We start from the raw sequence: 14,981 nt of genomic DNA on the forward strand, positions 1-14,981 counted from the left end.
TGCTTAAGATTTGACTAAATACTAGTAAAAAGGGCATCATTTGATGCCCTTTTTCTGCGTTGTATTGTGTGTTGTTTTGCATTTTTAGAAAATACACAGTACAGCGCAGATGAATCAACGAAATTGTTGGTTTATGGAATGAAGATACTAGGCTATATTAAGTCTGGTTAACAATTTCTATCAAGTGATAGAAGTAAATTATGGTTATGTCACAGGTTGGTTTATGAAAACAAATACTGAGACAACAGAAACTTCAGGCGCAGCTGATACAGTAAAATGGTTACTTGTTTTAGTTCTATTATCTGCTGCTGTTGTTGGTAATTACTTACTAGCTGATTTATCTGTTGTTATTCGAGCTGCCGGTGTGGTTGCATTAATTGCTGCTGCTGGTGGTATTGCTGCTTTCACAGCAAAAGGTCAAACTGCAATTGCATTTGCTCGTGAATCAAGAATGGAAGTTAGAAAGGTTATTTGGCCTACACGCCAAGAAACAACACAAACAACTTTCATTGTTCTAGCTGTATGTATCGTAATGGCTCTGATTTTATGGGGTATTGATGGTATTATGGTCAGACTAATTGGCTTAATCACAGGTGTTTGAGGATAAGTGATCATGAGTGAAGCTCCAAAGAAACGTTGGTATGTAGTTCAAGCCTTTTCAGGTTTTGAAGGTCGTGTATCTCAATCGCTACGCGAACATATTAAAATGCATAACATGGAAGAGTTATTTGGTGAAGTACTAGTACCAACTGAAGAAGTGGTAGAAATGCGTGCTGGCCAACGTCGTAAAAGCGAACGTAAATTTTTCCCTGGTTACGTTTTAGTGCAAATGATCATGAATGATGAATCATGGCACTTAGTACGTAGTATTCCACGTGTAATGGGGTTCATTGGTGGTACTTCGGATCGCCCTGCGCCAATTACAGACAAAGAAGCTGATGCCATCTTAAATCGTCTTGAGCAAGCGAGCGAAGCTCCTCGTCCTAAGACATTATTTGAAGCTGGTGAAGTGGTACGTGTTACAGAAGGCCCATTTGCTGACTTTAATGGTACTGTTGAAGAAGTAGACTACGAGAAGAGTCGAATCAAAGTTTCTGTTTCTATTTTTGGTCGTGCAACTCCTGTTGAACTTGAGTTTAGCCAAGTAGAAAAAAACTGATCGAAAAATCAGCAAAACTATTGTAAAGCGCGCGAATTATTACTATAATCTCGCGCGTTTTTGTTAACGGGGAGCTAATCCAGTTGGATGGCGTTTGAACCCAAAATTAGGAAATATTATGGCTAAGAAAGTTGAAGCTTATATCAAACTGCAAGTTGCAGCAGGTATGGCGAACCCAAGTCCACCAGTTGGTCCTGCTCTAGGTCAACACGGTGTGAACATCATGGAATTCTGTAAAGCGTTTAACGCAAGAACAGAATCTGTTGAGAAAGGTCTACCGATCCCAGTTGTTATCTCTGTATACAACGACCGTTCTTTCACATTTGTAACTAAGACTCCACCAGCAGCAGTTCTTCTTAAGAAAGCTGCAGGCGTTAAGTCTGGTTCAGGTCGTCCAAACACTGAGAAAGTTGGTACTGTTACTGACGCTCAGTTACAAGAGATCGCAGAAACTAAAGCTGCGGACATGACTGGTGCTGACATTGAAGCTATGAAGCGTTCAATTGCTGGTACTGCTCGTTCAATGGGTCTAGTGGTAGAGGGTTAATAGAATGGCTAAACTTACTAAGCGTATGCGTAATATCCGCGAAAAAGTGGAAGTTACTAAAGACTACGAAATCAACGAAGCTGTTGCTCTTCTAAAAGAACTAGCTACTGCTAAATTCAATGAAAGCGTTGACGTTGCTGTTAACCTTGGCATTGATGCACGTAAATCAGACCAAAACGTACGTGGTGCAACTGTACTACCTCACGGTACTGGTCGTGACATCCGTGTTGCTGTGTTCACTCAAGGTGCAAACGCAGAAGCAGCTAAAGAAGCTGGCGCTGATCTAGTAGGCATGGAAGATCTTGCTGAGCTAGTTAAGAAAGGCGAAATGAACTTTGACGTTGTTGTTGCTTCTCCTGATGCAATGCGCGTTGTTGGTCAACTAGGTACTATCCTAGGTCCTCGCGGTCTTATGCCAAACCCTAAAGTTGGTACTGTAACTCCTAACGTTGCTGAAGCAGTTAAAAATGCTAAAGCTGGTCAGGTTCGTTACCGTAACGACAAAAATGGCATCATCCATACTACTATCGGTAAAGTGGATTTTGATGCTGCTCAACTTAAAGAGAACCTAGAAGCTCTTTTAGTTGCACTTAAGAAAGCAAAACCAACTTCAGCGAAAGGTACTTTCCTGAAGAAGGTAAGCATCTCAACTACAATGGGTGCTGGCGTATCTCTAGATCAAGCGACTTTAGATACTGCTACAAACTAATTTGCAAAAGTGTAGAATTAATGTATAATTCTGCGCTTATCAAATTTATGGTTGGGGCTGTTTAATTTTATATTAAATAGTCTCCGTCCAAGACCGTAGGCGCTCGCAAGAGCTTAATAAAGCCTGCGTAGACGGTGCCCGAACTAAAAGCTAGTTTTTTAAATTGGTTTTCTGGGAATGCATCGTAATTACTCTCCTACAATTTTGTAGTGAGTGGTGTAATCACAACCAGAGGTTAATCCAAATGGCTTTAAATCTTCAAGACAAAAAAGCAATTGTTGCTGAAGTCAACGAAGCAGCCAGTGGTGCACTTTCTGCAGTTGTAGCTGATTCTCGTGGCGTTGCTGTTGGCGCGATGACTTCTCTACGTAAACAAGCGCGTGAAGCGGGTGTTTACATGAGAGTTGTTCGTAACACTTTAGCACGTCGTGCAGTAGAAGGTACTCAGTACGAGTGTCTACAAGACACATTTACTGGTCCATCTCTACTTGCATTCTCTAATGAGCACCCAGGTGCTGCAGCACGTCTTTTTAAAGACTTTGCTAAAGAGAATAAAGACTTCGAGATCAAAGCTGCTGCATTTGAAGGCGTAGTTACTGATGCTGATGTACTAGCGACACTACCAACTTACGACGAAGCTATCGCACGCCTAATGATGTGCATGAAAGAAGCTTCTGCTGCTAAACTGGTACGTACTATCGCTGCTGTTCGTGATCAAAAAGAAGAAGCTGCGGCATAAGCCCTGCTTTATTTGATTACAAAATAAATTATTGTTGACTTAAAAGAGAATTGTTATGTCTATTACTAACGAGCAAATCCTAGACGCAGTTGCAGAAATGTCTGTAATGCAAGTTGTTGAGCTTATCGAAGCTATGGAAGAAAAATTTGGTGTTTCTGCTGCTGCTGCAGTAGTTGCAGGTGGCGCAGCTGCGGGCGACGCTGCTGAAGAGCAAACTGAATTTGACGTTATCCTAACTTCTGCTGGCGCAAACAAAGTATCTGTAATCAAAGCAGTACGTGGCGCTACAGGTCTTGGCCTGAAAGAAGCTAAAGGTCTTGTAGACTCAGCTCCAGCACCTCTAAAAGAAGGCGTTGACAAAGCTGAAGCTGAAGCTCTTAAAGCTCAGTTAGAAGAAGCTGGTGCTTCTGTTGAAATCAAGTAATTATTACTTAGTTTCATAGCCTAACGGCTAATGGCTGGTGGTTTATTAACCACCGGCCTTTTTGCGCTGTAGGGTTTAGGGTAATTTCACACTGTTTAAAGTCCCTATATCCGAGCAAAAAACATAATTTCAATCAGAGATTATGTCCTACAGAAAACAGTGTTATTAGTCACTGTCCCAACCTTTCGAAGGCGGACGGTTCGGGTCACTTATCAGCGAGCTGAGGAACCCCATGGTTTACTCTTATACAGAGAAAAAGCGCATCCGTAAGGATTTTGGTAAGCGTCCACAAGTGTTGGACATACCATACTTGCTATCGATCCAGCTTGATTCTTTTACTAAGTTTATCGAGCAAGATCCTGAAGGGCAATACGGTCTTGAGGCTGCTTTCCGTTCTGTTTTTCCAATTCAGAGCTACAATGGCAACTCTAAGCTAGAATACGTTAGCTACAATCTCCGTGAACCAGAGTTTGACGTAAAAGAATGTCAAATTCGCGGTGTTACATATTCTGCACCACTACGTGTTAAATTACGTCTAGTTGTGTACGATAAAGACGCACCTGCAGGCACGGTAAAAGACATTAAAGAACAAGAAGTCTACATGGGCGAAATTCCGCTTATGACAGACAATGGTACTTTTGTAATCAATGGTACTGAAAGGGTTATCGTATCCCAGCTGCACCGCAGCCCAGGTGTCTTCTTCGACAGCGATAAGGGTAAAACCCATTCATCTGGTAAAGTTCTTTATAACGCACGTGTAATTCCTTACCGTGGTTCATGGTTAGATTTCGAATTTGATCCTAAGGATAACTTATTCGTACGTATCGACCGTCGTCGTAAATTACCAGCAACGATCATCTTACGTGCACTTCGCAAGACAACTGAAGAAATCTTAGCTCTATTCTTCGATAAAGTTGTATTTGAAGTGAAAGATCAAACGCTAATGATGGAATTACTTCCTGAGCGTTTACGTGGTGAGACTGCAACATTTGATATTGAGTCGAACGGCAAAGTTTATGTTGAAGCCGGTCGTCGTATTACTGCGCGCCATATTCGTCAATTGACGAAAGACGAAGTAAATTATATCGAAGTACCAGTAGATTATATCGTAGGTAAAGTGGCTTCTCACGATTATGTGAATGAAGACACTGGTGAGATCATTGTTGCAGCTAACCAAGAGTTTAGCTTAGAAGATCTTGCTAATTTATCTCAAGCTGGCCATAAAAAGATCGAAGTATTATTTACGAATGATCTTGATCATGGTGCATATATTTCTGACACATTACGTGCAGATTCAACGGTTGACCGTTTATCGGCTCTTGTTGAAATCTACAGAATGATGCGCCCTGGCGAGCCACCAACAAAAGAAGCTGCTGAAGCATTATTTGAAAGCCTATTCTTCTCAGAAGATCGCTATGACCTATCGACTGTTGGTCGTATGAAGTTTAATAGCTCAATTGGCCGTGATAATGACGAAGGCGTTGGCATTCTTGATGAGACAGATATCATCGAGGTTATGCGTAAACTGATCGATATTCGTAACGGTAAAGGCGAGGTTGATGATATCGATCACCTTGGTAACCGTCGTATTCGTTCTGTTGGCGAAATGGCAGAAAACCAATTCCGTGTTGGTCTAGTTCGTGTAGAACGTGCTGTTCGTGAGCGTTTAAGTCTTGGTGACCTTGATGCAATTATGCCTCAAGATCTTATCAATGCTAAACCGATTTCAGCTGCAGTTAAAGAATTCTTTGGCTCTTCACAGCTATCTCAGTTTATGGACCAAAACAACCCATTGTCAGAAGTTACGCATAAGCGTCGTATTTCTGCTTTAGGTCCTGGTGGTCTAACTCGTGAGCGTGCTGGCTTCGAAGTTCGTGATGTACATGCGACTCACTACGGTCGCCTATGTCCTATCGAAACTCCTGAAGGTCCAAACATCGGTCTCATTAACTCATTGTCAGCATTTGCACAATGTAACGAGTATGGTTTCCTAGAAACTCCATACCGTCGTGTTGTTGATGGTGTTGTTACTGAAGATGTTGATTACCTATCTGCTATCGAGGAAGGTACTTTTGTTATTGCACAGGCGAACGCCGTGTTAACAGAAGAAGGTACTTTTGCTGATGAATTAATCATCGCTCGTCAGAAAGGTGAATCTGGACTGCACCCACGTGAACACATTCAATATATGGATGTCGCGACAAACCAAGTTGTATCTGTAGCTGCATCGCTTATCCCGTTCCTAGAACACGATGATGCGAACCGTGCCCTAATGGGTGCGAACATGCAACGTCAAGCCGTTCCTACACTAAGAGCTGATAAGCCTTTAGTTGGTACTGGTATTGAACGTAATGTAGCTGTTGACTCAGGTGTAACTGCTGTTGCTAAACGTGGCGGTATGGTTCAGTCAGTAGATGCTTCTCGTATCGTTATTAAAGTAAACGAAGAAGAATTGGTACCTGGCGAAGCTGGTATCGATATCTACAACTTAACTAAATACACTCGTTCTAACCAAAATACGTGTATCAACCAACGTCCTACAGTACTTCCTGGTGAACCTGTAACTCGTGGTGATGTACTTGCTGATGGTCCTTCAACGGATCTTGGTGAGCTTGCACTTGGTCAGAACATGCGTATCGCGTTCATGCCTTGGAATGGTTATAACTTCGAGGATTCAATCCTTGTATCTGAGCGTGTAGTTCAGGAAGACCGTTTCACGACAATCCATATTCAAGAACTATCTTGTGTGGCTCGTGATACTAAACTTGGTTCAGAAGAGATCACTGCAGATATCCCTAACGTAGGTGAAGCTGCACTGTCTAAACTTGATGAATCAGGTATCGTTTACATTGGTGCTGAAGTTAAGGGTGGTGACATCCTAGTTGGTAAAGTAACGCCTAAAGGTGAAACTCAACTGACTCCTGAAGAGAAGCTACTACGAGCTATCTTCGGTGAAAAAGCATCTGATGTTAAAGATTCTTCTCTACGTGTACCAAACTCTGTTTCAGGTACTATCATTGATGTACAAGTATTTACTCGTGATGGTGTTGAAAAAGACAAACGTGCTCTAGAAATCGAACAAATGCAGCTTAAAGAAGCTAAGAAAGACATCACTGAAGAGTTCCAGATTCTTGAAGGTGGCTTATTAGCACGTGTTCGCACACTTCTACTTGCTGCAGGTACTTCTGAAGTTAAGCTTGATGCGATGGATCGTAAGCAGTGGTTAGAAATCACTCTTGATGATGAATCACAACAAAATCAACTTGAGCAGCTTGCTGAGCAATATGATGAGCTTAAAGCAGAGTTCGATAAGAAATTCGAAACTAAACGTCGTAAGATCACTCAAGGTGATGATCTTGCACCGGGCGTACTGAAAATCGTTAAAGTTTACCTAGCGGTAAAACGTCGTATTCAGCCTGGTGATAAGATGGCGGGTCGTCATGGTAACAAGGGTGTAATCTCTAAGATCAACCCTGTTGAAGACATGCCTTATGATGAAAAAGGTCAGCCAGTAGATATCGTACTGAACCCACTGGGTGTACCTTCTCGTATGAACATCGGTCAAATCCTTGAAGTTCATATGGGTCTTGCTGCGAAAGGCGTTGGTGATAAGATCAACCAAATGCTTAAAGAGCAACAAGAACTACATAAGTTCCGTAACTTCTTACAAAAAGTATACGATCTTGGTGAAACTCGCCAAGAAGTAGACATCGCTGCATTGTCTGATGACGAAGTTCGTACATTAATTAAGAACTTACGCGGTGGTTTACCAATCGCAACACCAATCTTTGATGGTGCTCCAGAAGCATCAATTAAAGAGCTATTAAAACTTGTTGATCTGCCTGAATCTGGCCAGTTGAAACTGTTTGATGGTCGTACTGGTGATGCGTTTGAGCGTCCTGTAACTGTTGGTTACATGTACATGCTAAAACTAAACCACTTAGTTGATGACAAGATGCACGCACGTTCTACCGGCTCTTACAGCCTTGTAACTCAGCAACCACTTGGTGGTAAAGCTCAGTTTGGTGGTCAGCGTTTCGGTGAGATGGAAGTATGGGCACTTGAAGCATATGGTGCCGCTTATACTCTACAAGAAATGCTAACCGTTAAGTCGGATGACGTGAACGGTCGTACTAAGATGTATAAGAACATCGTAGATGGCGATCATCGTATGGAACCAGGTATGCCAGAATCATTCAACGTATTGTTGAAAGAGATCCGCTCACTTGGTATCAATATCGAGTTAGAAGACGAAGAATAATCTCATTGAGATTGTCCGGTAGAATATAAGGCGCTCGCCGAGCGCCTTTTTTCTCCTTACAGGAGCCGAATGTGAAAGACTTATTAAAGTTTCTGAAAGCACAACATAAGACTGAAGAATTTGATGCAATCAAAATCGGTCTTGCTTCACCTGACCAAATTCGTTCATGGTCTTTTGGTGAAGTTAAAAAGCCAGAAACAATCAACTATCGTACCTTTAAGCCAGAACGTGACGGTCTTTTCTGTGCACGTATCTTTGGCCCAGTTAAAGACTACGAATGCTTATGTGGTAAATACAAACGCCTTAAGCACCGTGGTGTTATCTGTGAAAAATGTGGCGTAGAAGTAACGCAAACTAAAGTTCGTCGTGACCGTATGGGCCACATCGAATTAGCGTCTCCAGTTGCGCACATCTGGTTCCTGAAGTCACTGCCGTCTCGTATTGGTTTGTTAATGGACATTCCGCTACGTGATATTGAGCGTGTACTTTACTTTGAATCATATGTGGTTACTGAGCCAGGTATGACTGATCTAGAGCGCAGCCAACTTCTTTCAGAAGAAGAGTACCTTGATAAGCTAGAAGAATTCGGTGACGAATTCATCGCTAAGATGGGTGCTGAAGCAATTAAAGATTTACTTGCTTCTATGGATATGCACGCTGAGATTGAAAATATGCGTGAAGAGTTAGAAACTACTAACTCTGAAACAAAACGTAAAAAATTGACTAAGCGTCTGAAACTAGTAGAAGCGTTTGTTCAATCTGGTAACAACCCAGAATGGATGATCCTTACTGTACTACCAGTTCTTCCGCCAGATCTTCGTCCTCTAGTTCCACTAGATGGCGGTCGTTTTGCTACGTCTGATCTAAATGACTTATACCGTCGTGTGATTAACCGTAACAACCGTTTGAAGCGTCTTTTAGACCTAGCTGCACCAGACATCATCGTACGTAATGAAAAACGTATGCTGCAAGAGTCTGTTGATGCGCTGCTTGATAACGGTCGTCGTGGTCGTGCGATCACAGGTTCTAATAAGCGTCCTCTGAAATCTCTTGCTGATATGATCAAGGGTAAGCAAGGTCGTTTCCGTCAGAACTTGCTTGGTAAACGTGTAGACTACTCTGGTCGTTCTGTAATTACAGTAGGTCCAACACTTCGTCTACACCAGTGTGGTCTTCCTAAGAAGATGGCACTTGAACTATTTAAACCATTTATCTATAGCAAATTAGAAGGCCGTGGTCTTGCTACGACAATCAAAGCTGCTAAGAAAATGGTAGAGCGTGAAGAAGCGATCGTTTGGGATATCCTAGATGACGTAATTCGTGAACACCCAGTATTGCTTAACCGTGCACCAACACTTCACCGTCTTGGTATTCAAGCGTTTGAACCAGTACTAATCGAAGGTAAAGCGATTCAGCTTCACCCACTAGTGTGTGCGGCATATAACGCCGACTTCGATGGTGACCAGATGGCGGTACACGTACCTCTAACTCTGGAAGCTCAATTAGAAGCACGTACCCTAATGATGTCGACAAACAACATTCTGTCGCCAGCATCAGGTGACCCAATCATCGTACCTTCTCAGGACGTTGTATTAGGTCTGTACTACATGACACGTGAAAAAATTAACGCGAAAGGCGAAGGCATGTACCTTGAAGGTTTTGCTGAAGCTGAAAAAGCATACCGTACAGGTGTTGCTGAGCTACATGCTCGCGTTAAAGTTCGTATCACTGAAGTTATTCGTGATGAGAACGGTATTGAGACTCGTGAAACTAAACTGGTTGATACGACTGTTGGTCGTGCAATGCTATGGCAGATCGTTCCAGAAGGTCTTCCTTACAGCATCATTAACCAGAAGTTAGGTAAGAAGCAAATCTCTAACCTACTAAACGAAGCGTACCGTACTCTTGGCCTTAAAGACACAGTAGTGTTTGCTGACCAAATCATGTACACAGGTTTCGCATACGCAGCATTATCAGGTGCGTCTGTTGGTATCGATGACATGGTTATCCCTGATGCTAAGTACACGAAAGTTGCTGATGCAGAAGAAGAAGTTAAGCAAATTCAAGAACAGTACCAATCTGGTCTTGTAACTGCGGGCGAACGTTACAACAAAGTTATCGATATCTGGGCAGCAACAAACGAACAAGTTGCTAAAGAGATGATGGATAACCTGTCTTCAGAAACAGTGCTTAACCGCGATGGTGAAGAAGAGCAACAAGAATCGTTTAACAGCGTTTACATGATGGCCGACTCCGGTGCTCGTGGTTCTGCAGCTCAGATTCGTCAGCTAGCAGGTATGCGTGGTCTGATGGCTAAACCAGATGGTTCAATCATCGAAACACCGATCACGGCGAACTTCCGTGAAGGTCTAAACGTAAACCAATACTTCATCTCAACGCACGGTGCGCGTAAAGGTCTTGCCGATACAGCACTTAAAACAGCGAACTCAGGTTACCTGACTCGTCGTTTAGTAGACGTTGCACAAGATGTGGTTGTTCACTTAGATGACTGTGGTACATACGAAGGTGTGACCATGACTCCTCTAATTGAAGGTGGTGACGTTAAAGAGCCTCTACACGAACGTGTTCTAGGTCGTGTGGTTGCTGAAGATGTATTGAAACCTGGTACTGATGAAGTTCTTCTACCTCGTAACACACTTCTTGATGAGAAGCAGTGTCAAGTTGTTGAAGAAAACTCAGTTGACCAAATTAAAGTACGTTCAGTAGTAAGCTGTGAAGCAGATTTCGGTTGTTGTGCTAACTGTTACGGTCGTGACTTGGCTCGTGGCCATATGGTAAACCAAGGTGAGTCAGTCGGTGTTATCGCTGCTCAATCAATCGGTGAACCTGGTACACAGCTAACGATGCGTACGTTCCACATCGGTGGTGCGGCATCTACGGCAGCAGCAGACAACAGCATTCAAGTTAAAACGACTGGTTCGATCAAACTTCATAATGCTAAGCACGTAACAAATGGCGAAGGTAACTTAGTTATTACTTCTCGTGCTTCTGAATTGACGGTTATTGATGAGCATGGCCGTACAAAAGAGAGCTACAAGCTTTCTTACGGTACGATTCTTTCTAAGAAAGATGGTGATGCAGTTAACCAAGGCGACAAGATCGCATCTTGGGATCCGCATACAATGCCAATCATCACAGAAGTACAAGGTCAAGTTCAATTCGTGGACATGATTGATGGTGTGACAATTACAACTCAAACTGATGAGTTAACTGGTCTATCTTCAATCGTTATCCTTGATGCGGCTGAGCGAGCTTCTGCTGGTAAAGACATGCGTCCAACAGTGAAACTTGTTGATGCGAACGGTCGTGACATCATGATCCCTGGCACTGAAATGCCAGCACAATACTTCCTACCTGGTAAGGCGATTGTTAACCTTGCAGATGGTGGTAACGTAGGTATCGGTGAAACACTAGCTCGTATTCCTCAGGCGTCAAGTGGTACTAAAGATATTACCGGTGGTCTTCCACGCGTTGCGGACTTATTTGAAGCTCGTAAACCTAAAGAGCCAGCAATTCTTGCTGAGCACGCAGGTATTGTTGCGTTTGGTAAAGAAACTAAAGGTAAAGTACGCTTATTGATCACTCGTGATGATAACGGCGAAGTTTATGAAGAAATGATTCATAAACACCGTCAACTTAACATCTTTGATGGTGATAAAGTTGAACGTGGCGACGTTATTTCTGATGGTCCAGAAACTCCACATGATATCTTACGTTTACGTGGTATCCATGCAGTTACTGAATACATCACTAACGAAGTTCAAGAAGTTTACCGCTTACAAGGCGTTAAGATTAACGATAAGCACATTGAGACTATCGTTCGTCAAATGCTACGTAAGTGTACGATTACACATTCTGGTGATTCTACTTTCCTTGAAGGTGAGCAACTAGAATTTGCTAACGTAACGATTGCAAACCGTCAGCTTGAAGCTGAAGGCAAGCAACCTGCACGTTTCGAGCGTGATCTACTAGGTATTACTAAAGCGTCTCTTGCTACTGAGTCGTTCATCTCTGCTGCATCGTTCCAAGAAACGACGCGTGTACTTACTGAAGCAGCTGTTTCTGGTAAGCGTGATGAGCTACGTGGTCTGAAAGAAAACGTAATCGTTGGTCGTCTAATTCCAGCGGGTACAGGTTTCGCATACCACCAAGAACGTCAAAAGCAAAAAGCTGTGGAGCAAGAAGGCCCATCAGCTGAGCAAGCGACTGACAACTTAGCGGCACTATTAAATGCAGGTTTCTCTTCTGAAGAGTAATTGATTTAATAGACGCAAATAAAAAACCCTGCAGAGATGCAGGGTTTTTTTTGGTTCATTACAATTTCCCGGGGAAAATTGCTTTTATCTTCATAAAGACTTAGTTCATATCTCTGTAACTACACACTGTCCTTTAATTAGCTTATTTTTGTCATTTATGCGCCAGGTGGGTGACTTAAGCTGCTCGAAATCAGCTCGATTAATCCATCCTCTAGCTCAAACCTCATTTCAATAATCTCACCTATTTTTGAGAAATCTTTATCAAAATCAGTCAATAAAAGCGCTTCGTCTTCTTTTGAGTATTTATCTGTAAAATTTAGGATCGGATCGGTGGTTTTAGTGATATTAGCGTAAATTTGACTCATATCTTCCGTTGGAGAAAAACCTGTTGCATCCCATTTCGCCATTACCATGTTGTAAATTTTAAAATGACCTTCTGAAATATAATCAATCAAATGCTGAGTAAAAGATTGAATTGACGAGAAAGTAGGGAGGGATGGAGTCGATGAATCGAAAGGGGGTAAGCCTGCTAATTTACAGAACTCGACCAATAGATCTTGTCGAGTCGAAAGCCAGTGATCAATAACATCGTTATTACCACCCCACTGTTCTTGGAATTTATTTAGTTTAGTAAGCATAACGATATCCTTGTAGTTGCAAGCAATAAACCAAAGTTCTTATATATACTCTCATTACTATATTCATTAAGATTGCCAGTAAATATTAAAGGCTGCAAGAGGGTTGTGATAAAGATGTTAAACCAACATACAAAAGTCTACTGGTGTGTCGTCAATGATTCTACTATTTGGCTAGAAACTGATGGTCTCCCTTACGGCAGTGCAAGTGATTTAAAATTGCCTTTTGAGCAAGCCGTATGTATAGGAAAACACAATAGTTATCCTGTTATGTGGTTAAATGATGAGTCAGTTGAGCAAACACTTTCTTATACGAATTTAAGAGACTTATTAGAATACAAAGAAACTGAGTTTTTATTATTCAGTAAAGCGATTCAATATGGATTTATGGCTCGAGAATTCCGTTTTTGCCCTCAATGTGGTGGCCGTACTCAACTGAACCTTAATCAAATCGCCATGCAGTGCAATGAATGTCGCAAGTTGCATTACCCTAGAATTTTTCCATCTATTATTGTAGCGGTTCGTAGAGAAAATTCGATTTTACTTGCTCAACATCAAAGGCATAAAGGTGGCTTATTTACGGTTTTAGCCGGTTTTGTTGAGGTAGGTGAAACGCTTGAAATGGCGGTAGAGCGTGAAGTATTTGAAGAAACAGGCATTAAAATTACCAATATCCGATATTTTGGTAGTCAGCCTTGGGCTTTTCCTTCAAGCCTTATGGTTGGGTACTTGGCAGATTATGAGTCAGGTGAAATCAAAGTCGATAGAAATGAGCTAGTGAAAGCGGGATGGTATTGCCAAGATCAATTGCCAGAACTTGCTCCTAAAGGTACGATTGCACGAACGCTCATAGAAGCAACACTAGATAACATAAATAAAAAAACACCCAATCAAGAGACAGGGTGTAAGTAAGGTGTTGTTATGCTTTCAATTAAATACAATTGTTAATTGAATGTTGTTATTTTCACTAGCAAAGCAATTTCTATCATGAGGTTAACTATTGCGCAATTGGCATCATAAATAAGATTAATTAAATATGATCTCGATAGCAAAGGTAGGCTTTTGTTCGTGCCATTGAGTGATACAATAGCAGGAGCTAATATAAGGAAAGATCATGACAGAATTAAAAAATGACCGCTATTTACGTGCGTTATTAAAACAACCAGTAGATTACACACCAGTTTGGATGATGCGCCAAGCAGGTCGATACCTTCCAGAGTACAAGGCGACACGAGCAGAAGCGGGTGATTTCATGTCTCTGTGTAAAAATGCAGAGCTTGCTTCTGAAGTGACGCTTCAGCCTCTACGTCGTTTTCCTCTAGATGCTGCGATTCTATTTTCAGATATTCTGACTATTCCTGATGCGATGGGGTTAGGACTGTACTTTGAAACAGGCGAAGGTCCTAAGTTTGAGCGTCCAATTACTTGTAAAGCTGACGTAACTAAAATTGGCCTTCCAGATCCTGAAGGTGAGCTGCAATATGTAATGAATGCAGTACGTCAGATCCGTAAAGATCTAAAAGGTGAAGTACCATTAATTGGTTTTTCTGGTAGCCCTTGGACACTAGCGACATACATGGTTGAAGGTGGAAGCTCAAAAGCATTCACTAAGATCAAAAAAATGATGTATGCAGAACCAGCAACATTACACCTATTGCTAGATAAATTAGCAGATACGGTTATTGAGTACCTAAACGCGCAAATTAAAGCAGGTGCACAATCTGTGATGGTATTTGATACATGGGGGGGCGTATTAACTCCTCGTGATTACAACGAATTCTCTTTGCAATATATGCATAAGATTGTTGATGGCTTAATTCGTGAAAACGAAGGTCGCCGAGTTCCAGTAACGCTATTCACTAAGAATGGTGGGATGTGGTTAGAATCAATTGCAGCAACAGGCTGTGATGCGGTTGGACTTGATTGGACAATTAATATTGCAGATGCGAAAGCTCGTATTGGTGATAAAGTTGCTCTACAAGGTAATATGGACCCATCAATCCTTTACGCACAACCTGAACGTATCCGCCAAGAAGTGGGTACTATTCTAGAAGGGTTTGGTAATGAAGGTACAGGTCACGTATTTAACTTGGGTCACGGTATCCATTTAGACGTTCCGCCAGAAAATGCAGGTGTGTTTGTTGATGCGGTTCATGACCTATCTAAGCCGTATCATAAATAAAATCTTAGTTTAAGATTCTAGATAGAAAGGAGACTCATTGTAGTCTCC

Annotated in this window: 11 protein-coding genes; 10 read left to right on the forward strand and 1 reads right to left on the reverse strand. The window is 41.9% G+C overall.

Features of this window, described 5'->3' with window-relative positions:
• The first annotated feature begins 223 nt into the window (after positions 1 to 223).
• The 8 genes from secE to rpoC all read left to right on the forward strand — a co-directional run bounded on the left by secE (position 224) and on the right by rpoC (position 12,116).
• Positions 224 to 601 (forward strand): preprotein translocase subunit SecE, encoded by a 378-nt coding sequence (gene secE, locus PVK70_RS17770; protein ID WP_130043786.1) that lies wholly within the window; start codon positions 224 to 226, stop codon positions 599 to 601.
• Between the two features lie 12 nt (positions 602 to 613).
• A complete protein-coding gene (nusG, locus tag PVK70_RS17775) occupies positions 614 to 1,159 on the forward strand; it encodes a transcription termination/antitermination protein NusG (protein ID WP_130043787.1) in 546 nt (181 codons plus the stop codon).
• Between the two features lie 118 nt (positions 1,160 to 1,277).
• Complete coding sequence (gene rplK, locus PVK70_RS17780; protein WP_130043788.1) at positions 1,278 to 1,706, forward strand: 50S ribosomal protein L11; 429 nt, start codon at positions 1,278 to 1,280, stop codon at positions 1,704 to 1,706.
• A 4-nt stretch (positions 1,707 to 1,710) separates the two neighbouring features.
• Positions 1,711 to 2,415 (forward strand): 50S ribosomal protein L1, encoded by a 705-nt coding sequence (gene rplA / locus PVK70_RS17785; protein WP_130049333.1) that lies wholly within the window; start codon positions 1,711 to 1,713, stop codon positions 2,413 to 2,415.
• 244 nt (positions 2,416 to 2,659) lie between these two features.
• Positions 2,660 to 3,154, forward strand: a complete 495-nt coding sequence (gene rplJ / locus PVK70_RS17790; RefSeq protein WP_130049332.1) for a 50S ribosomal protein L10 — start codon at positions 2,660 to 2,662, stop codon at positions 3,152 to 3,154.
• A gap of 55 nt (positions 3,155 to 3,209) precedes the next feature.
• Complete coding sequence (gene rplL / locus PVK70_RS17795; RefSeq protein WP_130049331.1) at positions 3,210 to 3,578, forward strand: 50S ribosomal protein L7/L12; 369 nt, start codon at positions 3,210 to 3,212, stop codon at positions 3,576 to 3,578.
• Positions 3,579 to 3,810: 232 nt separating this feature from the next.
• On the forward strand, positions 3,811 to 7,839 hold the full coding sequence (rpoB, locus tag PVK70_RS17800) for a DNA-directed RNA polymerase subunit beta (RefSeq protein ID WP_130049330.1): 4,029 nt from the start codon (positions 3,811 to 3,813) through the stop codon (positions 7,837 to 7,839).
• A gap of 71 nt (positions 7,840 to 7,910) precedes the next feature.
• Positions 7,911 to 12,116: a DNA-directed RNA polymerase subunit beta' gene (gene rpoC, locus PVK70_RS17805; RefSeq protein ID WP_130049329.1), complete on the forward strand. Its 4,206-nt coding sequence runs from the start codon at positions 7,911 to 7,913 to the stop codon at positions 12,114 to 12,116.
• Between the two features lie 155 nt (positions 12,117 to 12,271).
• Here rpoC and rsd read toward each other — a convergent pair whose 3' ends face one another.
• A complete protein-coding gene (rsd, locus tag PVK70_RS17810; protein WP_130043794.1) occupies positions 12,272 to 12,754 on the reverse strand; it encodes a sigma D regulator in 483 nt (160 codons plus the stop codon).
• A 114-nt stretch (positions 12,755 to 12,868) separates the two neighbouring features.
• On the opposite strand from rsd, the gene nudC reads away from it, so the two are divergent.
• Together nudC and hemE are read left to right on the forward strand one after the other, a co-directional pair.
• Positions 12,869 to 13,663, forward strand: a complete 795-nt coding sequence (gene nudC, locus PVK70_RS17815) for an NAD(+) diphosphatase (protein WP_130049328.1) — start codon at positions 12,869 to 12,871, stop codon at positions 13,661 to 13,663.
• Positions 13,664 to 13,865: 202 nt separating this feature from the next.
• Positions 13,866 to 14,933: a uroporphyrinogen decarboxylase gene (gene hemE / locus PVK70_RS17820; protein WP_130043796.1), complete on the forward strand. Its 1,068-nt coding sequence runs from the start codon at positions 13,866 to 13,868 to the stop codon at positions 14,931 to 14,933.
• Positions 14,934 to 14,981 lie beyond the last annotated feature (48 nt).

Source organism: Aliivibrio sp. A6, from assembly GCF_028765505.1.
In the GTDB taxonomy this organism is placed as follows: Bacteria; Pseudomonadota; Gammaproteobacteria; order Enterobacterales; family Vibrionaceae; genus Aliivibrio; species Aliivibrio finisterrensis_A.

Excerpts from the sequence above, each read along its gene's own strand:
- rsd (WP_130043794.1), bottom strand. The coding sequence starts at position 12,754 with ATGCTTACTAAACTAAATAAATTCCAAGAACAGTGGGGTGGTAATAAC.
- nusG (WP_130043787.1), top strand. The coding sequence starts at position 614 with ATGAGTGAAGCTCCAAAGAAACGTTGGTATGTAGTTCAAGCCTTTTCA.
- rplK (WP_130043788.1), top strand. The coding sequence starts at position 1,278 with ATGGCTAAGAAAGTTGAAGCTTATATCAAACTGCAAGTTGCAGCAGGT.
- secE (WP_130043786.1), top strand. The coding sequence starts at position 224 with ATGAAAACAAATACTGAGACAACAGAAACTTCAGGCGCAGCTGATACA.
- rplL (WP_130049331.1), top strand. The coding sequence starts at position 3,210 with ATGTCTATTACTAACGAGCAAATCCTAGACGCAGTTGCAGAAATGTCT.
- rplJ (WP_130049332.1), top strand. The coding sequence starts at position 2,660 with ATGGCTTTAAATCTTCAAGACAAAAAAGCAATTGTTGCTGAAGTCAAC.
- rplA (WP_130049333.1), top strand. The coding sequence starts at position 1,711 with ATGGCTAAACTTACTAAGCGTATGCGTAATATCCGCGAAAAAGTGGAA.
- hemE (WP_130043796.1), top strand. The coding sequence starts at position 13,866 with ATGACAGAATTAAAAAATGACCGCTATTTACGTGCGTTATTAAAACAA.
- rpoB (WP_130049330.1), top strand. The coding sequence starts at position 3,811 with ATGGTTTACTCTTATACAGAGAAAAAGCGCATCCGTAAGGATTTTGGT.
- nudC (WP_130049328.1), top strand. The coding sequence starts at position 12,869 with ATGTTAAACCAACATACAAAAGTCTACTGGTGTGTCGTCAATGATTCT.